This is a genomic window from Amycolatopsis xylanica, from assembly GCF_900107045.1.
Lineage (GTDB): Bacteria > Actinomycetota > Actinomycetes > Mycobacteriales > Pseudonocardiaceae > Amycolatopsis > Amycolatopsis xylanica.
This window is the reverse complement of sequence record NZ_FNON01000004.1, coordinates 543,515-564,901: the sequence shown is the minus strand read 5'-3', so window position 1 is coordinate 564,901 and position 21,387 is coordinate 543,515. Positions and strand designations below refer to the sequence as shown.

Genomic DNA, 21,387 nt, shown 5'->3' with positions numbered 1-21,387 from the left:
TTGCAAGGGCGCCCCTTGTCACGTGCCAAGGTCCAAGCTCGCGCGGAGTGCCTCGGTCAGGTCGGCCGCCGCGGCCAGCTGGTCCGGCGTGAGCGCGTCGACGAAGAGTTCGCGGACGGCGCGCAGGTGCGGGACGGTCGCGCCGCGGAACGCTTCGGCGCCCGCCGGGTCGAGGACGACCTCGGCGCCGCGGTTGTCGGTGGCGCAGTTCTCGCGGCGGACCAGGCCGCGGCGCTCCATGCGGCCGAGGTGGTGGGACAGCCTGCTGCGCTCCCAGTCGATGGCCGACGCGAGGTCCGACGAACGCAGCCGCCCGCCCTCGGCCTCGCTGAGCGCGAGCAGGACCGCATAGTCCCCTGTGGACAGCGAGGAGTCTTGCTGCAGCCTGGCCGACAGCTCGGAGCGCAGTGATTCGGCGGTCTCGATGAAGGCTCGCCAGATCTTCAGCTCCTCCTTGGTCGGCAGCTGACGCTTGCGCCGCGGGGATGTGGTGCTCGTCATGGGCCCTCCTGATTGACGCGTCAACTAAATGATACATAATTGACGTGTCAACCACCTGGAGGCGGAGATGACACTGGAACTGGGTCTCAACTCGTTCGGGGACGTGGCCACGGACGGCGGCCGGGTGCTGAGTGACGCCGAGACGGCGCGCCTGCTGATCGAGGAGGCGCGGCTCGCCGAGAGTGTGGGGCTCGACGTGTTCAGCATCGGCGAGCACTACCGCGAGGGACATGTCGACTCGGCGACGCCCGTGCTGCTCGCGGCCATCGCGACGGCGACCGAGCGGATCGGGCTGGGTACCTCGGTCACCGTGCTCAGCACGAACGATCCGGTGCGCGTCTACCAGGAGTTCTCGACCTTGGACGCGGTGTCGGGCGGGCGTGCGCAGCTCGTGCTCGGGCGCGCGTCGGCGACCGAGTCGTTCCCGCTGTTCGGCTACGACCTGGCCGACTACGAGCGCTTGTTCGAGGAAAAGCTCGACCTCTTCTTGAGACTTCAGCGCGAAGAGTCGGTCACCTGGTCCGGCACCGTCCGCGCCCCGCTGGTGAACGAGACGCTGCGGCCCCGGATGCGGCCGGGTGGCATTCCGACCTGGATCGGCGTGGGCGGCAGCCCGGATTCGGTCATCCGTGCCGCCCGCAACGGCCTGCCGCTGATGCTCGCGATCATCGGCGGGCGCCCGCAGCGGTTCGCCGGGCACGTCGAGCTGTATCACCGCGCGCTGGCGCAGTTCGGGCACGACCCGCTCCCGGTCGGGCAGCACTCGCTCGGCCTGGTCGCGGACACCGACGAGGAAGCCGTCGAGACCTGGTGGCGCTACTGGCAGCCGCTCGTGGCGCAGCTGGCTCGCGAACGGGGTTTCTACGCGCCGACCAGGGAACGCTACGACGCCGAACTCGATACCGGCGCGCTGTTCGTCGGCTCGCCGGAGACCGTCGCGCGCAAGATCGCCACGGTGGCGCGTGACCTGCGGCTCAGCCGGTTCGACCTCAAATACGACATCCAGCACCTGCCGCGGCAGGCCCGCGCCCGCAGCATCGAGCTGTTCGGCCGCGAGGTCGGCCCGCGGGTCCGGGAACTATTGGCGAAGGAGCCTGCTCATGTCTGAAACCATCGGCATCCTCGGCGCGGGCAAGGTGGGCATCGTGCTCGCCAGGCTCGCGCTGGCCGCGGGGCACCGGGTGCTCATCGCAGGTTCGGGTGACCCCGCGAAGATCGCGCTCACCGTCGACGTCCTCATTCCCGGCGCCGTCGCGACCACGGCGGCCGACGCCGCCGAGCGGGCGGACCTCGTCATCCTCGCGCTGCCGCTGGGCAAATACCGCACGCTGCCCGTCGCGGCGTTGCGCGGGAAACTCGTGGTCGACGCCATGAACTACTGGTGGGAGGTGGACGGCGTCCGCGACGATCTGACCGATCCGCGCACCTCGTCGAGCGAGATCGTGCAGGCGTTCCTCGACGGCTCCCGGGTCGTCAAGGCGTTCAATCACGTCGGCTACCACGATCTCGAGGACAAGGCCCGGCCCGCGGGGGAGCCGGGGCGGATCGCGATCGCCATCGCCGGTGACGGCGACGTCTCCGCGGTGGCGCGGCTCGTCGACGAGCTGGGCTTCGACGTGGTCGTCGCCGGTCCGCTCGCCGAAGGGGTGCGGCTCGAACCGGGCACCGAGCTGTTCGGGGCCGACGTGGACGCGGAGAAGGTCCGGGCCATGCTCGACCGGTTCCCGGAGACGGAACGCGGCCGTCTGGTCGAGGAGGCCCGCGCCTACGGCCGATCGGTCTAACTTTCATCTGAACCGTACATACTTTCGTTGACCGCAGACGAAAGTCTCGCCTAGATTCGGGCACCGTCACGAGGTTCTCCGTCGCCAGCCTCGAGGAGCAACGATGCTTCGACCTGCCCGAAAATCCCTCTTCGCCGCCTCGCTGGCGCTGCTCACCACCCTTTCCGTGGTGGTCACGGCGCCCGCGGAGGCCGCGGTCCCGCCGCAGCAGCCCGGTGTCACGCTGCGGGTGTACGACCTGCAGACCGACCTCGACAAGCTCTGCGTGATCAAGACCGGCCAGACGCCCAATGTGGACAAGCTGATGCCGGTGATCGACTGGAAGAGCACCGCCGACTTCGGCATCGCGGACAAGTTCGTGTCCGAGGTGACCGCCAACCTGAACGTCGCGACCGCAGGCCGCCACGAGTTCCGCCTGACCAGCGATGACGGCTCCCGGCTGCGGCTGGACGGCCAAGTGGTGATCAACCACGACGGCCTGCACGCGCCCTCGTCCGCGACCGGGGCGATCGACCTCGGCACCGGCTATCACGCGCTGCGGATCGACCACTTCGACAACACCAACGAGCAGCAGGTCACCCTGGAGTGGCGGCCGCCTGGCGCGGCCGATTTCGCGGTCGTGCCGAACTCCGTGCTCAGCACCGACGCCGACGTGGTGCGTGTGACCGCACCCGGCCGCAAGGAGTGCGAGGGCTCGCTGGACTCGCCCGGCGACGGTCTGCCGCTGACCGGTGTGCATCCCGGTCTCACGCTGACCGACTTGCGCCCCAACGGTTTCCAGCCACAAGTGACCGGAATGGACTGGCTGCCGGACGGCAGGCTCGCCATCGCCACGTGGGGTGGCTCCAACAACGTGCTCGGTGAGGTCTACCTGCTGAGCAACGTCACCGGGAACACGGACGCGTCGAAGGTGCGGACGCAGCGCGTCGCCAGCGGCTTGAAGGAGCCGATGGGCATCAAGTACGTCGACGGCAAACTGTACGTGTCGGAGAAGACGCGGCTGGTCGAGCTGAACGACACGAACGGCGACGGGGTGACCGACGACTACCGCACGGTCGCGACCTGGCCGTTCGGCGGGAACTTCCACGAGTTCGCGTTCGGGCTGCTGTACAAGGACGGCTACTTCTACGCCAACCTCTCCGTCTCGATCAACTACGGCGGCGCGACGACCGATCCGCAGCCGGCGCCGAACCGCGGCACCACCATCAAGATCAGCAAGACGACCGGCGCGGTGACCTACCTCGCCGGCGGGCTGCGCACGCCGCACGGCATCGGCTGGGGCCCGGAAGGCGATGTCTTCGTCACCGACAACCAGGGCGGCTGGCTGCCCGCGAACAAGCTCGTCCGGATCAAGCAGGACCGCTTCTTCAACCATTACATGAATCCGCCGGGACCGTTCGATGCCCGGCCGGTGACCGCGCCCGTGGTGTGGTTGCCGCACAACGAGATCGCGAACTCGCCGAGCAACCCGGTCATGCTTTCGCAGGGCGTTTTCGCCGGGCAGATGGTCTACGGCGACGTGACGTACGGCGGCTTGCAGCGGGTGTTCCTGGAGAAGGTGAACGGCGAGTACCAGGGCGCTGTTTTCCGCATGACGCAAGGGCTCGAGTCCGGGGTCAGCCGGATCAGCCTCGGTCCCGACGGGGCGATCTACACCGGCGGGATCGACGGCGGCGGCAACTGGGGCCAGCCCGGCAAGCTCGCCTTCGGCCTGCAGAAGCTGACGCCGAACGGCGCCAACGCGTTCGACATCCGCGCGATGCGGGCGGTCGCGGGCGGGTTCGAACTCGAGTACACCCAGCCGCTGTCCGCGGAGACCGCGCAGAACCTGGTGGCGAAGTATCAGGCACAGCAATGGCGTTACACGCCGACGGTCGCTTACGGCGGCCCGAAGATCGACGAGCAGACGCTGTCGGTCAGCTCGGCGAGCCTGTCCGCGGACCGGAAGAAGGTGACGCTGCGCGTCGCCGGGTTGAAGCCCGGGTTCGTGGTGCACGTCCGGTCGCCGCGGCCGTTCGCGGCGGAGTCCGGCGCGGCCCTGTGGAGCACCGAAGCGTGGTACACACTGAACTCACTGGTCGACGGGCCACCCGCGAGCACGACGTACGAAGCCGAGCGCGCGGCGTTGAGTGGCGGCGCCGCCGTCAACACGAACCACGCCGGGTACTCGGCGACCGGGTTCGTCGACGGCTACTGGAACCAGGGCGCCACGACGACGTTCACGGTGAACGCACCGTCGGCCGGGAGGTACAACGCGAGCCTGCGGTACTCGAACGGGCCGGATCCGGCGCCGGGCACCAAGTCGGTGAGCGTGTATGTCAACGGCGCCAAGGTGAAACAGGTGAGACTGGCCAGCACCGGTAACTGGGACACGTGGTCGTCACAGCCGGAAACACTGACTCTCGCCGCCGGGGCGAACACGATCGCCTACCGGTACGACAGTGGCGACGCGGGGAATGTCAATCTGGACAGTCTCACTATCACTGCCCTGCAACGGATTCCGCTGTTCACCGGGTCCAGTTTGGACGCTTGGGAGAAACGTGCCGGCGGCGCGGCCACCTGGCCGGTGGCCGGCGGATCGATGGAGTCCAGCGGCGGGGACATCCGCACCAAGCGGCAGTTCGGGGACTTCCGGCTGCACGTCGAGTGGTACGAGCCTGACTATCCGCCCGAGGTGACCGGGCAGGCACGCGGCAACAGCGGCGTCTACCTCCAGGAGCGCTACGAACTGCAGGTGCTCGACTCGTTCGGCGACACCACGCTCGCCAACAACGAAGCGGGCTCGATCTACTCGAAGCGGGCGCCCGACCGCAACGCCGCGACCGCGCCGCGCACGTGGCAGACCTACGACATCACGTTCCGCGCCGCGCGGTTCGACGGCGCGGGCGCCAAGACCGACAACGCCCGCGTGACCGTGGTGTGGAACGGCGTCCTGGTCCACAACGACGCCGAGATCGACGGCGGCACGGGCGACAGCAACCCGGAGAGCGCGGGCCCGGGCGCGATCCGGCTGCAGGACCACGGGGATCCCGGCGAGAACCCCCGGTTCCGCAACATCTGGATCGAACCCATCGCCTGAGGCAGTCGTGAGTGGTATGGCCGGTTCTAACCCAATGCTGGGCAGTTAAGGCTTGGCTTGCGTTGTCAAGCGACGCGTGAGCACGCGAAACCCGAGTTTTGGCCATCTACTGGCCCAAACTCGGGTTTCACGAAGACCCGGCCACAGTCAGTGGCCCGATCGCAAGCCAGCTAGCGTCCACAACGGACCAACATCGCCGAACTTCACCCAAATTGTCCCGTTTGCCCGCTTTTCCGGGTGTGGTGGACGTAGTGAGCGGGGCGTTTGCGTCGCTCAGCGTTGTGAACGCCCCGTTCACAACGTTCAACCGACCCCTGCGGCACCCGCCGGGCGGCAGGCTTGACCAACCGGCCCGATCCTTAACTGCCCGGCATTGGGTTCTAACCGGTCATGCCACTCACGACCCCAGGTCTCTCAGGGCCGTGGGCGAGGGGATCCCCTGCTGCACTGAACGCAGCAGGGGATCCCCTCGTTCAGGCACGAAAAGGCCCCAATGGCACCCTCACTTCACGGCTCGCCAAGGTAGGCGCCTCGGCGAGCGTGGCCAAGGAACTCCACAGCCGTCAGCCCACACCACGTCGCGTTTGGCTTCCAGCTCAAGAGAACCGGCCGTGCCACTCACGACCCCAAGCTCGCTTGCACGGCGTCGACGAACTCGGCGCGGCCGCACGCCAGCACGGCCGACGCGGTGCTGTCGTAGCAGTCCAGCACCGCATGGAAGCCGGTGGCGCGCAGCGCGCCCAGCACGGCGGGGCGGCAACCGGTCACCACGCGCAGGCGGATGCACTCGGCGCCCGTGCCGGCGTGCGCGGCGTAAAGGAAACGGATACCCGCCAAGGAAAGGAACGACAGCTCGCCGAGGTCGAGCACGAGCGTTTCGGGTGTCGGGTCCATGGCGAGCACGTGGCCGATGCGGTGGGCGAGCTTCTGCGTGGTTCCCGCGTCGAGATCGCCGGTCAGCGCGAGGATGGTGGTGCCCGTCTCGCCGAGTGGGCGGGACACCTGTAGTCGCTCCGGCTCGAACGAGATGTTCATGACGTACCTTTCGGCGCCCGCCGGGGGCGGTCGGAAGCGGGCCAGACGTACGGAAGATCGTCGGCCACGGCGGGGAAATGCGGCCGGTAGTGGCCCGGATCCTTGCGGACCAGCGCGGACTGGTGACTGCGGTGCAGCGCCGCGTCGCCGAGCCACGGCGGGAGGTCGCCCGTCTCGGCGAGCTCGGCCTGTGACCGCACCGCTCGCACCCCGGTCGCGTCGTCCAGGTCACCGCGGAGGGTGACCTGGCAGGTGTCCTTGCGGCCGGTCGCGCACCAGACGTCGCAGACGTCCAGGCCGTAGCGGACCAGCGCCTCCTCGTACCCGGCCCACATGGCGGCGGCCGGGTGATGCCGCCAGCCGTAGCCGGGCACGGTGAGCGCGCGCAGCACCTGGATGGCCTCGACGCGCTGCTTGCCGAGACGGCGCTGGTCCAGCACCGCCGCGGTGGCGCGGAAGTCGGGGTAGGGGAGGAACGTCTGCATCAGGCAGGCGGCTCGTGAGGCTCCTCGGGAGGCTCGCCCTCGGTGAGCATGCTGGAGAACGGTTCCGATTGTTTCTCCTGCTCAGCGGCTTCTTTCGCGTCCTCGATGGCGTGCTCGACCTCGGCGAGTTCGGGTGTGGCCTCGTGATCACCGTTCACGGCGTTCCCTCCAAGACGATCGGTTGCTCGCTTGCTGGCTACCCCGTTCGGCTGCTGAGTAACCGGATCACGGCTCGCTCGATCGCGTGGCGGGATTCGTCGTCGTCGACGCGCCGGACGCGCTTCACCGCGGCGGCGATCGTCCGGCCGTCGCGGTAGGCCTCGACCACCCGAGGGTCCACATAGGAGGCTCGGCAGACCGCCGGGGTGTTCCCGAGCGCTTCGGAGACCTCCCGCATCACGGCCGCCTCCGCGCGTTTGCGTGCCGTCTTCGAGGTCGGCTCGGGCGCGGCGGCGAACGCGACCGCGGCGAGCACCGTGGCGTTCCAGGTGCGCAGGTCCTTGGCCGAGCAATCGTCGCCGGCCAGCTCCTTGAAGCGGTTGTTGATGTCCTGGGCGTGCACCTCGTGCCAGCCGTCCCGCTCGCGGTAGACGAGCAGCCGGTCGCTGCCGGAATGGCTGCGCAGCAACGACTTCACCACCGAAGCCAGCGCCTTCTCGGTGATCGACACGACGCGCATGATCCCGCCTTTCGCGGGATATTCGAACCGGACCTCGTTGCCGCGCACCGTCGTGTGCTCGCGCAGGAGCGTCGCCACGCCGTGGGTCCCGTTCTCCTCCGCGTACTCCTCACCGCCGGTGCGGAAGATCCCGCGATCGAGCATGAACAGCGCCGCCGCCAGCACGCGGCGGCAACCGAGCCCGCGCTCGGCGAGGCCGTCGGCCACATCCTCGCGCCACTCCGGCAGCCGCCGCGCCATCGTGAGCACCCGGTCGTGCTTCTCCTCGTCGCGCTTGCGGCGCCAGTCCGGGTGATAGAGGTACTGGCGGCGCCCCGCGTCGTCGGTGCCGACCGCCTGGATGTGGCCGTTGGCGTACGGGCAGATCCACACGTCGCGCCAGGCGGGCGGGATCACCAGCGCGGTGATCCGGTCGCGCACTTCCGGGTCGTCGAGCGGGGTGCCGTCCTCGGTGAGATAGGAGAAGCCGCGGCCGCGCCGGACCCGTTTCAAGCCCGCCCCCGTCAGCACACTGCGCCTCAGTCGCGTCATCGGCCAGAAGTACCCCGGCGCGGCCCGCCGCAACCCAGGTTTGCCCGGTGCGCGAGCGGGAATCCGCGTCGTTCGCCATCGAGAGGAGTGTTATGAAAGCCGTAACCTGGCACGGCAAACGCGACGTGCGGGTGGACACGGTCGACGACCCGAAGCTGATCGAGCCGACCGACGCGATCATCAAGGTCACCTCCACCGGAATCTGTGGCTCCGACCTGCACCTTTACGAAGTGCTCGGCGCCTTCATGGAGGAAGGCGACATTCTCGGCCACGAGCCGATGGGCATCGTCGAAGAGGTCGGCGCCGGGGTGAAGAACCTCAAACCGGGTGACCGGGTCGTGGTCCCGTTCAACATCTCGTGCGGCCACTGCTTCATGTGCGATCGCGGCTTGCAGAGCCAGTGCGAGACCACCCAGGTGAAGGACAGGGGCAAGGGCGCCGCGCTGCTCGGCTACACGAAGCTCTACGGCCAAGTGCCCGGCGGCCAGGCCGAGTACCTGCGCGTGCCGCAGGCGCAATACGGCCCCATCAAGGTCCCGGAAGGCCCGCCGGACGAGCGGTTCGTCTACCTCTCCGACGTGGTCCCAACCGCGTGGCAGGCGGTCGAGTACGCCGACATCCCGAAGGACGGCTCCGTGGTCGTGTTCGGGCTCGGCCCGATCGGGCAGATGTCCACCCGGATCGCCCAGCACCGCGGCGCCGGCCAGGTCATCGGGGTCGACCTGGTGCCCGAGCGGCTCGCGCGCGCGGCCGCGCACGGGGTGATCACCGTCGACACCCGCGAGCACAAGGACATCGGCGACGCCATCCGCCAGCTCACCGGCGGCCGCGGCGCCGACTCGGTGATCGACGCGGTCGGCATGGAGGCGCACGGCGCGCCGATCGGGAAGATCGCGCACGACCTGGTGAACCTCCTGCCGCAGCAGGTGGCGGCCAAGGTCACCGAGAAGGCGGGCATCGACCGGCTCAGCGTGCTCTACGCCGCGATCGACAGCGTCCGGCGCGGCGGCACGATCTCGCTGTCCGGCGTCTACGGCGGCATGGTCGACCCGCTGCCGATGATGGACCTCTTCGACAAGCAGATCACGCTGCGGATGGGCCAGGCGAACGTCCGGCGCTGGATCGACGACATCATGCCGGTCATCTCCGACGAGTCGGATCCGTTGGGCACAGAGGGTTTCGCCACGCACAAGCTGCCGCTCAAGGAAGCCGCGCACGGGTACGAGATCTTCCAGCGCAAGCGTGAGGGCGCGATCAAGATCCTGTTGCAGCCGCACAGCTAAGGAGGAAACGGATCGACGGGCACAAGCTCGTCGAGGCGCTGTCCTACGACTGAGCGGCACCACGGAACGCCGGCGGGCACGCCGGCGTTCCGCCATGTCCTGGGGACTATTTCTCGTCGTCGCGGGTGACTTCGATCTGCTCCTTGCGGACCTTGCCGGAGACGGTCTGCTCTTCGGTGACGGTCTCGGTGCCGAGCCGGACGCGCTCGACGGCCGTGGTCTCCTTGGAGACAATGGGCTTTTCGGCGTGCAGCACGACTTCCTGTTCCTGCTCGCCGATTTCGCCGCGCGCCTCGCCGGTGATGGGCTCGCGCTCGACGCGGACCTCCTCGTGGCTGACCGGGACGGTCACCTGCTGCTCCTCGGCGACGACGTACTTGCGCAGCCGGACATGGCCCGTCTCGATCTGCTCGGTGCCGACGTTGAGATGCTCCTCGGACCGCGTCATCGCCTCGCCCTGACGCGTGTCCGTGCGCTTGTCCTTGCGCTGCGCGTCCGGGGCGGTCCGCGGCATCGGCATGCCGTAGTGCTGGTAGAGCAGGTTGCTGTCGCTCTGGGACAGGTGCCCGTCGGCCTCGGTCTGCGGCGCCTCGGTGACCTGATCCTTGTCGACGTTCACGTGCAGGCCGTCGTTGTCGAGCGCGGCGCCGTTGAGCGGAACGAAACTTTCCTTGTGCCCGAACAGACCCGTGCGCACGGTGACCCATTCCGGCCTGCGCGTGTCGTCGGCGAGATACACCGTGCCGACCTTGCCGATCTTGCTTCCGTGCGAGTCGACGACGGTGCTGTCGATGAGTTCCTGGGGACGCAGCGTGCGGGTCATGGCTCTCGTCTTCCTTTCCCTGTCGGTGATGTCCGGCCAAGATCACCCTCACTCCGCCCGCGCCGGGTCCGCAACCGTCGTGTCGCCGGGTGAGTGACCCCGGAAAGTGTCTGTTTCAGGCCGGATTCACGGGGTACCGCAAGGAAAACGCGCGGTTCCTACCCGATGGTGAACTCGTTGCCGTCGGGATCGGTGAACCCGGTGTCCGTGACCGCCGCGCCGAGCCGGACGACCTCCGCCGGATCGCCGGTCAGCTCGAAGTGCAGCCGGTTCCGGCCGGTCTTGGCGGTGAACGGCGGCCCGCCCCAGGTGATCTTCGGGCCGCCGTGCGGTGACCGGATCGCGGTTTCCTGGTCCTGGTCCCAGACGAGCGGCCAGCCGAGCGCCTTGCTCCAGAAGTAGCCGACCTCCTGCGAACCGTCGCACGCGAGCGCACCGACGAAACCGCACTCGGCCAGGAAGTTGTTGCCCGGCTCGATGACGCAGAACTCGTTGCCCTCGGGGTCGGAGAGCACGACGTGTTCCTCTTCCGGGAGCTGGCCGATGTCGATGTGCCGGGCGCCGAGATCGAGTGCTTTCGCCACGGTCCGCTGCTGGTCTTCGAGTGACGTGCTCGTCAGGTCGAAATGCATCTGGTTCTGGCGGGTCTTGGGTTCGTCGGTGGGGAGGAAACGCAGCAGGAAGCCGGTGTCGTCGGTCGGCGCGAGGGTGACGTCGTCTTGGAACGTCCAATTCAGCAGACCGGCCCAGAAGCGCGCCAAGCGCGCGGGGTCGGCCGCGGCGAAGCAGAGTGCGCGGAGTTTCATGCGTCTTCTTAGCCCGGGGCGCCCGATCGGGCAACGCATTTTCCGCTGGTGGCGTAACCGGTCCCCGTCGTTGGCCGCGGACCATACCGTGGCTCGCATGGAAGCACCGATCACGGGCACGGCCGCCGGCGTGCCGTTCACCGCGCTGGCCCCGGAAGGCGGCGGGCCCGCGCCGCTCATCGTCACCTGGCACATGCTGGACGCGCCCCGCTCGGACGCGGCCTTCGCGGCCGCGTTGCCGATGCACGGCTTGCCGGCGTGGCGGGTGCATCTCGGGATGCCGTTGTGCGGGGCGCGGATGGTCGACGGGACCATGGACGCCGGGCTGGCGTTGATACGCGAGGACGTCCTGATGTCCTTTCTGTACGCGTTCGCAAGGCAGGCGGCCGAGGAGTTCCCGGACGCGCTGGCCTCGATTCGCGCGCAGCTGCCCGTCGGTGACGGCCCGATCGGCCTGCTCGGCGGGTCTCTGGGCGGGGCGGTCGCGTTGCGGATCCTCGCCGACACGGACACTCCGGTTTTCGCGGCCGCGGTGGTGAACGCCGCCATCCGGATGCGGTCCGTTGTGGACCTGTTCCCCGGTGAGTATCCATACGACGCAGTGTCCGAAGCAGCCGTCGACAGCCTGGATTTCGTCGCCAAGGCCGACGTCATCGCCGGTCGCGCGCCGCTTTTGGTGGTCAGCGGCGAGCTGGATCACCCGGGATTGCGTGCTGACGCACTGGCGCTGGCCGACGCGGCCGGGGCCGAGCTGCTGTCGATCCCGGGGCTGGCGCACCCGCTCGCGGACGAGCCCGGTATCGAGCCCGCGCCGCAGTCGCCGCACGCTCGCGAGGTGGACGGCGGCCTCGCCGAGTGGTTCCGCCGCCACCTCGCGAGTGCTCAGGCCGAGTAACCCTTCGGCGGGATCAGCGAGGCGAGCTGGTCGAACGTGATCCAGTAGATCGCGTTGCCGCCGAAGTTCGCGGGGTCGGCGATGACGACCGTCCGGTCGACCGGGTCATAGCCGAAGACCGTGAAGTAGTGGTAGATCGTGTAGTTGGGGTAGCCGGGCGGGTGGTTGTTCGCCGGGGCGACGATGTTCGTCACGACGGGGTAGTTGCGGTCGATGTCGTAGACGATGTCGTTCCACAGCAGGTCCCGCTGCCACTGCGCGGGCGGATCGTTCGGCATTTCCTTGGTCTCGTACCAGCCGCCGCCGAGATTGTTGTTGAGCACACTGGTCACCTGCCCGATCCAGCCGGTGCCGTCGACGGTGGTGCCCAGCTGCCCCGCGAGAGCACCCTGGCTCGGCGGGTTCATCCGCGCGGACAACGCGATCCGCGTCGCGGCCGGTCCGCACCAGTAGCCGGTTTCCTGGACCTGGTAGTCGATGTTCAGCCAGCGGGGCTGCCCCTCGAGGCTCTTCGCCGACGCGTCGACGTGCACCTTGGTGCCTGGCTTGAACTGCCCGCTCAGCACGGTGGTGCCCGCTTTGCTGCCGTGGGCGATGGGGGACAGCGACGGGGTGTCCGCGGCCTGGGCGACGCCCGGCACCGCCAGTGCGATGGCTATCAATGCGGTGGAGACGATTCTTTTACGCATCAACGCTCCTCGGGATCTTGGAAACCGCAACGTAGCGACGCCCGATGAAACGCCGATGAATCCGCAGGCCGCCGTCCCATCCCGGGGTCGTGAGTGTTTAGGCCGGTTAGAACCGGCCGCGCCACTCACGACCCCTGCGCTGCTGCCCGGCCGCGGCCGGGTGGTGGGTGAGGGGTTGCCCTGCTGCAGTGAACGCAGGCGGGGGCGCCTCTCGTTCAGGTGCGAAAGGGCTGCGCGAGTGGTCACTCCGCTCCGTTGGACGCAGCAGAGTGACCACCCGCGCACATGCCTCGCGCCTTGGGGGCGGGAGCGTTGCGGGCGGCTATTAGGCGGAAAGTCGAACGTGGTGCGTCTAGGGGCTTGGGTGAGGGCCTCCCTCACCCGGATATGTGGGTGAGGGCCTCCTTCACTCGGTTTGGGTGGGTGAGGGCCTCCTTCACTCGGTTTGGGTGGGTGAGGGCCTCCTTCACCCGGATATGTGGGTGAGGGCCTCCCTCACTCGGTTTGGGTGGGTGAGGGCCTCCCTCACTCGGTTCGGGTGGGTGAGGGCCTCCCTCACCCGGATATGCGGGTCAGGGCCTCCCTCACCCAGCTGCTTGGGTGAGGGAGGCCCTCACCAAATCGGGCTCGCGTAAGGGGCCTGCGTGAGGTGGGTCGTGAGCGTTGCGGGCGGTTAGAACCGCCCGCAACGCGCACGACCCCCCTCACCCGCGGGTGAAGGAACCCCCGCGCCTTGTGAGCGGCGTTCGGAGCGTTAGACGCCGCAAACGCCACTCACCCAGGCGCGGTGTCGGCACACCTCGTTTGGGCTGCCGCTCGACCACCGGCCGCCCCACCGACGAGCCGTGATCAACGTTGGCTGAGTGCCGTGCAAGCGTGCCCCGCACTCTCGCCACCCCGTCCGATTTGTGTTAAGAAAGCTTCTTAACTAATACGGGAGGCGATGTGCGCAGGCGCAGTCTGGCCGCGGCGGCGGTAGTGGTGGTTCTCGCGGGAAGCACGGCGGCGGCCGCGCAGTCGGCGGAGACGGAGTCCGCTGGCCGGGTGGCGCGGAACATCATCTACATCCAGGGCGACGGCATGGGTCTGGGCCAGCGGAACCTGCTTCGGCTGGCACTCAAGGGCAAGCGCGGCGAGCTGGAGATGAACAAGCTGCCCGTCACCGGCCTGGTGCGCACCCTGTCCGTCGACCCCGACGAGGTCGTGACCGACTCCGGCGCCGCCGCGACGGCGCTGGCGACCGGGCACAAGACGACCAACGGCAAGATCGGCATGGATCCCGACGGCCGTCCGCTGGAGACCATCCTCGAGCGCGCGAAGAAGGCCGGGAAGTCGACCGGGCTGGTCACCACCGCGCAGGTGACGGGTGCGTCGCCCGCGGCCTTCGCGGCGCACGTGCCCAGCCGCGACTTGCAGAGCGATATCGCCAAGCAGTACATCGAGAACACCCGCCCCGACGTGCTGCTCGGCGGCGGCGAGGACTGGTGGTACCCCAAGGGAAACCCGGGCCTGTGGCCGGACAAGCCGGGCGAGGAGAGCTGCAGCCCGTACGGCAACCTGGTCGAACGCGCGCAGCGGACCGGCTACACGTACGTCCGCAATGGCGACGAGCTGCGTGACACTCGCGCGAACCGGATTCTCGGGCTCTTCGCGAACGAGGACATGGTCGACTACGGCGAGGACGGTGTCGGCAAGTACGCGCCGCGTGTTCCGTTGCAGCAGATGGCGCGCAAGGCGCTCGACGTGCTGTCGAAGAACCCGCGTGGTTTCTTCCTCTTCCTGGAAGAAGAGGGCATGGACGGCATGTCGCACGAGAACAACGCGCATTCCGTGATCGACGCCGGTCGCGCGCTCGACGCCACCGTCGCCGAGGTGATGCGTTTCGTCGAGCAGCACCCGGACACGCTGGTGCTCATCGGCGGCGACCACGAGACCGGCGGGCTGAGCATCGAGGACTACGACGACTCCGAGACCGGTCCCGAGCACGCCCGCCAGGACGGTCCGTTCGCGATTCCCGGTTCCTCGCAGCAGTTCGCCGTCGACTGGACCACGCACGACCACACCGGCGCCGACACCCCGATCACCGCGGCCGGGCCCGGCTCGTCGCGGGTCGGCGGCACGCTGGAGAACACCGAGGTCTACCACGCCATGCGAGACGCCGCACACCTGTAATCCCTGCCAGCACCGATGAAGGAGACCGCAGTGAGGGCGAAAACCCGATTCATCGCCACGTTGTCCGTTGCCGCAGTCAGCTTGTCAGCCGTACCGTCTGCGGAGGCGGCGACACTCAAGTGGCCGGGCAGCAGCTCGGTCACCACGGCGGACGGCTCGAACACGTTCGGCGAGAACATGAGCGGTCTTTCCTTCCAGGGCCAGAGCGTGCTGTGGGCGGTGCGGAACGGTCCCGGCACGCTCTACCGGCTCGTGCCCAACGGCACCGGGAAGTGGCGTAAGGACACCACCGGCGGTTGGGGATCGGGTAAAGCGCTTAACTATGCGGATGGGGGAGGCGACCCGGACGCGGAAGGCGTTGTGTCCACACCGGACGGGATTTTCGTGTCCACCGAACGTGACGGCGACAATGACAGCGAAAGCCTGCTGAAGGTCCTGCGCTACGACGGCTCGTCGACGGACAGTTCGCTCGACGCGACCGCGGAATGGGACCTCACCTCAGATCTTCCCGAGGTCGGGGACAACGACGGTCTCGAGGCGATCTCGTACGTCCCGGACTCCTTCTTGACCGCGAACGGTTTCTACGACGAGAAGACCAAGGCCAAGTACGACCCGGCCAAGTACGCCAACCACGGCGGTGGCCTGTACTTCGTCGGTCTCGAAGCCAACGGCACGATCTACGCGTACGCGCTCGACCAGAACGGCGACAAGTTCACCAGGGTCGCGACCATCAAGTCCGGCGCCTCGAAGATCATGGAACTGACCTTCGAGGCGGAGGCCGGGCGGCTGTGGGCGGTCTGTGACAACAACTGTTCCGGCCGGTCCACCACGCTCAAGATCAACGGTGACGGCAGGTTCGCCGTGACCGCCACGTACAACCGTCCCAGCGGGATGTCCAATCTGAACAACGAGGGCTTCGCCATCGCGCCGCAGTCCGCCTGCTCGGCCGGGTCCAAGCCGGTCGTGTGGGCCGACGACGGCGCCACCGGCGGCCACGCACTACGAACGGGAACTTTGCCATGCGTCTGAGGTACCTCGGCGCGGCGGTCGCGATCACGACCGCCGCGGTGCTCCCCGCTCCGGCCGCACAGGCGGACGACGGCTGGCAGTCCATCGGTGAGGGGATGCTGGCCGGTGTCAGCGGCATCGCCGTGCTGGACCGCGGCTGGGACCGCATCGACGCGCTTGTCGTGCGAGACAACAAGAAACCCGGTCAGAACCGGGCGGTGCGGGTCCGGCTCATCGGCGGCAAGGTCACCAAGGTGGACCCGATCACCTGGCCAGGCGAGCTGCCGATCGACCTGGAATCGGTGGAAGCGGTGCCCGGCCGCGCTGGCGAGTACATCGCGCTCGCCAGTGCCGGCAAGGGGTTCCACATCAGGGTGTGCGGACTGACCGCCGAGGTGCTCGGGACGTTCCAGGTGCCGAAGGGCGCCGAGGGCGACAACTATGAGAGCTTCGCGCTGAAGAGCGTGAGGGGGCGCTTGTTCGCCGTGTGGGCGGATCGTGGCCAGGACAGCCGGGCCTCCACTTTGTACTCGGCTGAATTCGACGTCGCGAAGCTGTCCTTCGGTGCGCCGAGGGCGGTCCCGTTCCGGGTTTCCTATCCGGAGCGGGACGTCCGGCACGCCTCCGACCTCGAGATCACCGAGGACAACCGAATCCTGATCTCGTCGGCGTCGGATCCGGGCGACAATGGCCCGTTCGACTCGGCGGTGTACGCGGCGGGCACACTCCGCGCCGACGGCTCGATCGCGCTCGCGGCCGACCCGGTGAGGATCGGGGTCTTCCCTGGCCACAAGATCGAGGCTCTGACCTGCCTTTCCGTCTCCTGTGGACGGTTGCTCTACGGAACCGACGACGAAGAGGGTGGCGGTTCGGTCCGGATCGGCTAGCCGGTGGCGGTCCGCATCTCGATGACGGTGTCCTCCTGGCTCAGCAGCCTGCCGTCGGCGGAGCGGACCTCCACCTTGGCCACCGGTTCGCGGCGCTCGCGGTCGACGAGCCGGGCCCTGGTCTCCTTGGGGTCGAAGAAGAATTCGTCACCCCACTGCCGCAAGGCGACGAGCACCGGGAACAGGCCGAGGCCCTTCTCGGTGAGCAGGTAGTCGTGATGCCTGCTGCCGTCCTCGGCCGGGACCGTGCGCAGGATCCCGTGTGACACCAGGCTTTGCAGCCGGGTGGACAGGATGTTCTTGGCCAGCCCCAGGCTCTTCTGGAACTGGCCGAAGCGGCGCAGGCCGTCGAACGCGTCGCGGATGATCAGCAGCGACCAGCCGTCCCCGATCACATCCAAGGGTCGCGCGACCGCGCAGGTCGAGTCCTCGTGACTGGTGCGTTTGACCATGCGCCGTCCCTTGGTTGCATCTTGAAACCATGACCTGTTACGGTCCAATGGTAGCAAGATGCAACCAAGGGGGCGCGGTGTTCTCGTCGAAGTCGGCTGTGCCGTTCGCGGTGGCCGCGGGTCTCGCCGTCGCCAACGTGTATTACGCGCCGCCGCTGCTCGGCGACATGGCCGCCGAGCTGGGGATGGCGCACTCGACAGTCGGTGTCGTGACGACGGCGACGCAGGTCGGCTACGGGCTCGGGCTGGTGTTCGTGGCCCCGCTGGGTGACCGGCTGGACCGCAGGCGGCTCGTCGGCGGGCTGTCGGTGTCGGCCGCGTTCGCGCTGGCCGGGGTCGCGTGCGCGCCCGCGGTTCCGGCGTTGCTGGCGGCGTTGGCGATCGTCGGCGTGCTCGCCGTGCTGGCCCAGGTGCTGGTCGCCTACGCGGCCGTGCTCGCGGAACCGGCCGACCGCGGCCGCATCGTGGGCGTGGTGACCAGCGGGATCGTCCTCGGCATCCTGCTCGCCCGCACCGTGGCCGGCGTGCTGGCCGACTGGGCGGGCTGGCGTTCGGTCTACCTGGTCTCCGCCGCCGCGACGCTGGTGACGGGCTTGCTCCTGTACCAGGTCTTGCCTCGGTCGGTGCCGCGGCGGATCCCGTATCCGCGGCTCATCACGTCGACGTTCCGGCTGTTCGCCGAGGTGCCGATGCTGCGGATCCGCGCGGTGCTCGCGTTGCTCATCTTCATGGCGCTCAACGTGCTGCTGGCGCCGATGGCACTGCCGCTGTCCGCGCCGCCGTTGTCCTTGTCCACCACCGAAATCGGGCTCTTCGGCCTGGCGGGCGCCGCCGGCGCGCTCGGCGCGGCCCGCGCGGGCAGGCTGTCCGAGCACGCGCAGCGCACGACGCGCACCGGGTTGCTGGTCATGCTGGCGTCCTGGCTGCCGATCGCCCTGCTGCCGTCCTCGATCTGGCTGCTCGTGCTCGGCGTGATCGCGTTCGATTTCGGCCTGCAGTCGGTGCACGTCGCGAACCAGAGCCTGATCTACCGCGTCCGCCCGGACGCGCAAAGCAGGCTCACGGCCGCCTACATGCTCTGTTATTCCCTCGGTTCCGCCGCGGGCGCGATCACGTCCACCCTCGTCCACGCCGCCGCCGGGTGGGCCGGGGTGTCCGCGCTCGGCGCCGCGGTGACCCTCATCGCCCTGCTGTTCTGGGCCGCCACGAAGGAGAAATCCCATGATGATCGAAATCGACGGCCTGCCGATCTTCTACCGTGAAGCCGGCGAGCGCGGCAAGCCGGTTCTGCTGCTCCTGCACGGTTTCCCGGCTTCGTCGTACATGTTCCGCGACCTGCTGCCGCTGCTGGCCGACGACTTCCACCTGATCGCGCCGGACTATCCCGGCTTCGGCCACAGCGGCGCGCCGACGGACTTCACGTACACCTTCGACAGCCTCGCCGACGTCATCGAGAAGTTCACCGCGCGTCTCGGACTCGAGCGCTATGCCTTGTACATGCAGGATTTCGGCGGCCCGGTCGGCTTCCGGCTGGCGGCCAAGCACCCGGACCGGGTCACGTTCCTGGTCGTGCAGAACGCCAACGCCTACGAGGAGGGGCTCCCGGACAGTTTTTGGGCGACTCCGCGCAAGCTGTGGGCCGACCCGTCGCCGGAGAACCGCGCGGCGTTCGCCGAGGTGGCCATGTCGGACCAGGCGCTGGAGTGGAACTACACGCATGGCACCGCGGACCCGTCGGCGATCAGCCCGCACAGCTGGGTGCTGCAGCGCGCGCTCCTCAACCGACCTGGCGCGAAGGAGATCATGCTGGACCTGCTGGTCGACTACCGCTCGAACCCCGAGCGGTACGCGGAATGGCACGAGTACTTCCGCACCTCGCAGCCGCCGACGTTGATCGTCTGGGGCCGCAACGACGAGATCTTCCCCGAGTCGGGCGCGCATCCGTACACACGCGACCTCACGAACGTCGAGCTGCACCTGCTCGACACCGGCCACTTCGCGCTCGAAGACCATGCCGTCGTCATCGCCGGCCACATCCGCCGCTTCGGGCATCGGGTAAGCGCACAAACGCCACCTGTGTGACGGTGAGCGTTATTGAGGGTGGTGTGCCTTCGCGGCCGTCTGAACCGACGATGTGGCGCGACAGGGCTTGCGCGAGTGGTACCTCTGCTCCGTTAGACGCAGCAGAGGTACCACTCGCGCCGACACAACTCTGATCCGAGCTTGGTCACGCAGCGAGGGACCCGGTTCCGGACTCGATCGGGCGGAAAGAGACTTTCCCACCAAAAGTGACTTAGCGTTGTTGCGGTGTCACTGGAGACTAGGTTACGGTGACCTAGTGTGGATCGAGATCGTGTTGCTGTCGCGGCTGGCCAAAGAACCGCTGCACGGCTATGAGCTGCGCAAAGAGGTCGAGGCGTCAACCGGGCGCACGCTCTCGAACAACTCGCTGTACCCGACGCTGCGGCGGTTCGTGGACGCCGGGGCGGTCACGCGCACCGCGGCCGATCAGGAGACCAAGCCGCCGCGGCACGTGTACGAGATCACCGAGGTCGGGCTGGAGCTGCTGCGCGACATGCTCGCCGACTTTCCCGAGGAGCTGGCGCTCAACGAGCCTGAATTCCTTGCCAGGGTGGGGAATTTCAGCAGGCTGAGCGGCGGCGAGCGGCTGGCCGTGCTGGATACGCGGGACCGCGCCATCGCGGCCGAGCGGGACCGGCTGGCCGCGCTCGCCGCCGCGCAGGCGGATCCGTGGACGGCCGTCGTGCTGGGCGAGGTCGGCCGCAGGCTCACCGAAGAACGAGCGTGGCTGGCCACGTTGCGCTCGCAGGCGAACGTCGAGGAGAACCGATGACCACCACCGAAGCCCCCCACCTACCCTTCGAGCGGCGGAACGCGCTGGAGATCGCGCCGCTGTTCGCCCGGCTGCGCGACCGTGGCCCACTGTCCAAAGTGGTCACCCCGGCCGGTGACCTCGCCTGGCTGGTGACCTCCTACGAGCATGCCAGGGAAGTGTTCCGCGACACCAGGTTCGGCCGCTCCCACCCCGACCCCGACAACGCGGCGCGCATCTCGGACGCGGCGCTGCTGAGCGGGCCGACCGGGGAGTTCGACCATGAGGAGCGCGACCACAAGCGGTTGCGCCGGATGCTCGCGCCCGCGTTCTCCGCGCCGCGCATGCGAGCTCTCGGCGAGCACATCAACGAGCTCACCGAGAGCTGTCTCGACGACATGCGGGCCTCGCAGGACGCGAACCCCGGCGAGCCGATCGACCTGACCGCGCTGCTCGCGTTTCCCTTGCCGGTCATGGTGATCTGCGAGCTGCTCGGCGTGCCGTTCGAGGACCGCGACTACTTCGGCAGCCTGTCCGAGCGCATCTCCATCCTCGACGGCGGCACCGACGGCGAGACGGCGATGGAGGAGTTCAAGGCCTACACGCTTTCGCTGGCCGAGAAGAAGCGCAAGGACCCGCAGCCCGACGTCATCTCGGACATGGTCGCCGTGCAGGCCGAAGACCCGACCTTCACCGACGACGACCTCGCCCGCCAGGCCGCTGGCCTGCTGTTCGCGGGCCACGAGACCACGTCGACCCGGATCGCGCTCGGCACCATGTTCCTGCTCAGCGATCTGGACCGGCGTGACCGGTTCGTCGCCGATCCCGAAGGCCAGGTCCAGCAGACGGTCGAGGAGATCCTGCGCCTGTCGGCCACCAGTGCGACCGGCGGCCTGCTGCGGTACGCCCGCGAGGACGTCGAGATCGCCGGTGTCCGCATCGCGCGCGGTGACGCGGTGCTGGTTTCCAGCGACGCGGCCAACCGTGACAGCTCGGTCTTCGCCGACCCGGACGAGTTCGACCCGACCCGCACGCCCAATGTCCACATCGCGTTCGGCCACGGCGCCCACGTCTGCATCGGCGCGAACCTGGCCCGCACGGAACTGCGCACCGTGTTCCCCGCGCTGTTCCGCCGGTTCCCGAACCTGCGCCTCGGGGTGGGCGTCGACGAGATCGCCGTCCGCTCGGACAAGATCGCGGGCGGGGTCCGCAGCGTGCCCGTTTTCCTGTGAAGGGAGGAAGAATGAAGGTCACCGCCGACACCGGCAAGTGTGTCTCATCAGGACAGTGCGTGCTGACGGCTCCCGAGATCTTCGACCAGCGTGAGGAGGACGGGCTCGTCGTCGTGATCGACGCCGAGCCGCCGCCCGCGCAGCACGCCCTGGCCAGGGAGAGCGAACTCCAGTGCCCGGTCGCGGCCATCCGCCTGCTCGACGCCTGAGACC

General features: G+C 68.5%; 22 protein-coding genes. 13 read left to right on the top strand and 9 right to left on the bottom strand.

From position 1 onward, the window contains the following. Positions 1-18: 18 nt before the first annotated feature. Positions 19-501, bottom strand: a complete 483-nt coding sequence (locus tag BLV57_RS21450; protein WP_091291406.1) for a MarR family winged helix-turn-helix transcriptional regulator — start codon at positions 499-501, stop codon at positions 19-21. A 67-nt stretch (positions 502-568) separates the two neighbouring features. Here BLV57_RS21450 and BLV57_RS21445 point away from each other — a divergent pair, with 67 nt between their 5' ends. The 3 genes from BLV57_RS21445 (at position 569) to BLV57_RS21435 (ending at position 5,364) form a co-directional block, all read left to right on the top strand. Beyond that, on the top strand, positions 569-1,609 hold the full coding sequence (locus BLV57_RS21445) for an LLM class flavin-dependent oxidoreductase (protein ID WP_091291404.1): 1,041 nt from the start codon (positions 569-571) through the stop codon (positions 1,607-1,609). Beyond that, complete coding sequence (locus tag BLV57_RS21440; protein ID WP_091291402.1) at positions 1,602-2,285, top strand: NADPH-dependent F420 reductase; 684 nt, start codon at positions 1,602-1,604, stop codon at positions 2,283-2,285. The genes BLV57_RS21445 and BLV57_RS21440 overlap by 8 nt, the downstream gene beginning before the upstream one ends. Before the next feature lie 103 nt (positions 2,286-2,388). Continuing rightward, complete coding sequence (locus tag BLV57_RS21435) at positions 2,389-5,364, top strand: 3-keto-alpha-glucoside-1,2-lyase-like domain-containing protein (protein WP_091291400.1); 2,976 nt, start codon at positions 2,389-2,391, stop codon at positions 5,362-5,364. 618 nt (positions 5,365-5,982) lie between these two features. Here BLV57_RS21435 and BLV57_RS21430 read toward each other — a convergent pair. From BLV57_RS21430 to BLV57_RS21420, 4 genes are read right to left on the bottom strand one after another with little or no spacing between them, the layout of a single operon-like run. Further along, the gene (locus BLV57_RS21430) at positions 5,983-6,399 is read right to left on the bottom strand and encodes an STAS domain-containing protein (protein ID WP_091291398.1); all 417 of its coding nucleotides are present in this window, start codon (positions 6,397-6,399) and stop codon (positions 5,983-5,985) included. After that, positions 6,396-6,884, bottom strand: coding sequence for an MSMEG_6728 family protein (locus BLV57_RS21425; protein WP_091291396.1), 489 nt, complete (start codon positions 6,882-6,884; stop codon positions 6,396-6,398). The genes BLV57_RS21430 and BLV57_RS21425 overlap by 4 nt, the downstream gene beginning before the upstream one ends. Next, complete coding sequence (locus BLV57_RS43360; RefSeq protein WP_176968737.1) at positions 6,884-7,042, bottom strand: hypothetical protein; 159 nt, start codon at positions 7,040-7,042, stop codon at positions 6,884-6,886. The genes BLV57_RS21425 and BLV57_RS43360 overlap by 1 nt, the downstream gene beginning before the upstream one ends. Positions 7,043-7,080: 38 nt before the next feature. Continuing rightward, positions 7,081-8,094, bottom strand: coding sequence for a DNA topoisomerase IB (locus BLV57_RS21420; RefSeq protein WP_091291976.1), 1,014 nt, complete (start codon positions 8,092-8,094; stop codon positions 7,081-7,083). 92 nt (positions 8,095-8,186) lie between these two features. On the opposite strand from BLV57_RS21420, the gene BLV57_RS21415 reads away from it, so the two are divergent. After that, the gene (locus BLV57_RS21415; RefSeq protein WP_091291395.1) at positions 8,187-9,377 is read left to right on the top strand and encodes a zinc-dependent alcohol dehydrogenase; all 1,191 of its coding nucleotides are present in this window, start codon (positions 8,187-8,189) and stop codon (positions 9,375-9,377) included. Positions 9,378-9,483: 106 nt separating this feature from the next. Here the strand turns inward: BLV57_RS21415 and BLV57_RS21410 are convergent, their stop codons facing one another. Next, positions 9,484-10,200: a DUF2382 domain-containing protein gene (locus BLV57_RS21410; RefSeq protein WP_091291393.1), complete on the bottom strand. Its 717-nt coding sequence runs from the start codon at positions 10,198-10,200 to the stop codon at positions 9,484-9,486. 158 nt (positions 10,201-10,358) lie between these two features. Beyond that, a complete protein-coding gene (locus BLV57_RS21405; protein WP_091291392.1) occupies positions 10,359-11,006 on the bottom strand; it encodes a VOC family protein in 648 nt (215 codons plus the stop codon). 97 nt (positions 11,007-11,103) lie between these two features. Between BLV57_RS21405 and BLV57_RS21400 the strand changes: the two genes are divergently transcribed. Then, positions 11,104-11,901, top strand: a complete 798-nt coding sequence (locus BLV57_RS21400; RefSeq protein ID WP_091291391.1) for an alpha/beta hydrolase — start codon at positions 11,104-11,106, stop codon at positions 11,899-11,901. Here the strand turns inward: BLV57_RS21400 and BLV57_RS21395 are convergent. Beyond that, on the bottom strand, positions 11,889-12,590 hold the full coding sequence (locus BLV57_RS21395; RefSeq protein ID WP_091291390.1) for a C39 family peptidase: 702 nt from the start codon (positions 12,588-12,590) through the stop codon (positions 11,889-11,891). The genes BLV57_RS21400 and BLV57_RS21395 overlap by 13 nt on opposite strands. 945 nt (positions 12,591-13,535) lie before the next feature. On the opposite strand from BLV57_RS21395, the gene BLV57_RS21390 reads away from it, so the two are divergent. The 3 genes from BLV57_RS21390 to BLV57_RS21380 all read left to right on the top strand — a co-directional run bounded on the left by BLV57_RS21390 (position 13,536) and on the right by BLV57_RS21380 (position 16,657). After that, complete coding sequence (locus BLV57_RS21390) at positions 13,536-14,762, top strand: alkaline phosphatase (protein WP_091291389.1); 1,227 nt, start codon at positions 13,536-13,538, stop codon at positions 14,760-14,762. Positions 14,763-14,843: 81 nt separating this feature from the next. Continuing rightward, the gene (locus BLV57_RS21385; RefSeq protein ID WP_245757442.1) at positions 14,844-15,791 is read left to right on the top strand and encodes an SdiA-regulated domain-containing protein; all 948 of its coding nucleotides are present in this window, start codon (positions 14,844-14,846) and stop codon (positions 15,789-15,791) included. Further along, positions 15,782-16,657 carry a hypothetical protein gene (locus tag BLV57_RS21380; protein ID WP_091291385.1) on the top strand — a complete coding sequence of 292 codons (876 nt, stop codon included), beginning with the start codon at positions 15,782-15,784 and terminating at the stop codon, positions 16,655-16,657. Before BLV57_RS21385 ends, BLV57_RS21380 begins: the two co-directional genes overlap by 10 nt. Here BLV57_RS21380 and BLV57_RS21375 read toward each other — a convergent pair. Further along, entirely contained in the window at positions 16,654-17,109 is a 456-nt protein-coding gene (locus tag BLV57_RS21375; RefSeq protein WP_091291384.1) for a winged helix-turn-helix transcriptional regulator, read from the bottom strand. The genes BLV57_RS21380 and BLV57_RS21375 overlap by 4 nt on opposite strands. 77 nt (positions 17,110-17,186) lie before the next feature. Between BLV57_RS21375 and BLV57_RS21370 the strand changes: the two genes are divergently transcribed. The 5 genes from BLV57_RS21370 (at position 17,187) to BLV57_RS21350 (ending at position 21,383) form a co-directional block, all read left to right on the top strand. Continuing rightward, positions 17,187-18,371, top strand: coding sequence for an MFS transporter (locus BLV57_RS21370; RefSeq protein ID WP_245757441.1), 1,185 nt, complete (start codon positions 17,187-17,189; stop codon positions 18,369-18,371). After that, positions 18,331-19,191, top strand: coding sequence for an alpha/beta fold hydrolase (locus BLV57_RS21365; protein WP_091291380.1), 861 nt, complete (start codon positions 18,331-18,333; stop codon positions 19,189-19,191). Before BLV57_RS21370 ends, BLV57_RS21365 begins: the two co-directional genes overlap by 41 nt. 256 nt (positions 19,192-19,447) lie before the next feature. Then, positions 19,448-19,963 (top strand): PadR family transcriptional regulator, encoded by a 516-nt coding sequence (locus tag BLV57_RS21360; RefSeq protein WP_091291379.1) that lies wholly within the window; start codon positions 19,448-19,450, stop codon positions 19,961-19,963. Next, positions 19,960-21,174 carry a cytochrome P450 gene (locus BLV57_RS21355; RefSeq protein ID WP_091291377.1) on the top strand — a complete coding sequence of 405 codons (1,215 nt, stop codon included), beginning with the start codon at positions 19,960-19,962 and terminating at the stop codon, positions 21,172-21,174. Before BLV57_RS21360 ends, BLV57_RS21355 begins: the two co-directional genes overlap by 4 nt. An 11-nt stretch (positions 21,175-21,185) precedes the next feature. Then, positions 21,186-21,383, top strand: a complete 198-nt coding sequence (locus BLV57_RS21350; protein WP_091291376.1) for a ferredoxin — start codon at positions 21,186-21,188, stop codon at positions 21,381-21,383. Positions 21,384-21,387: the final 4 nt, after the last annotated feature.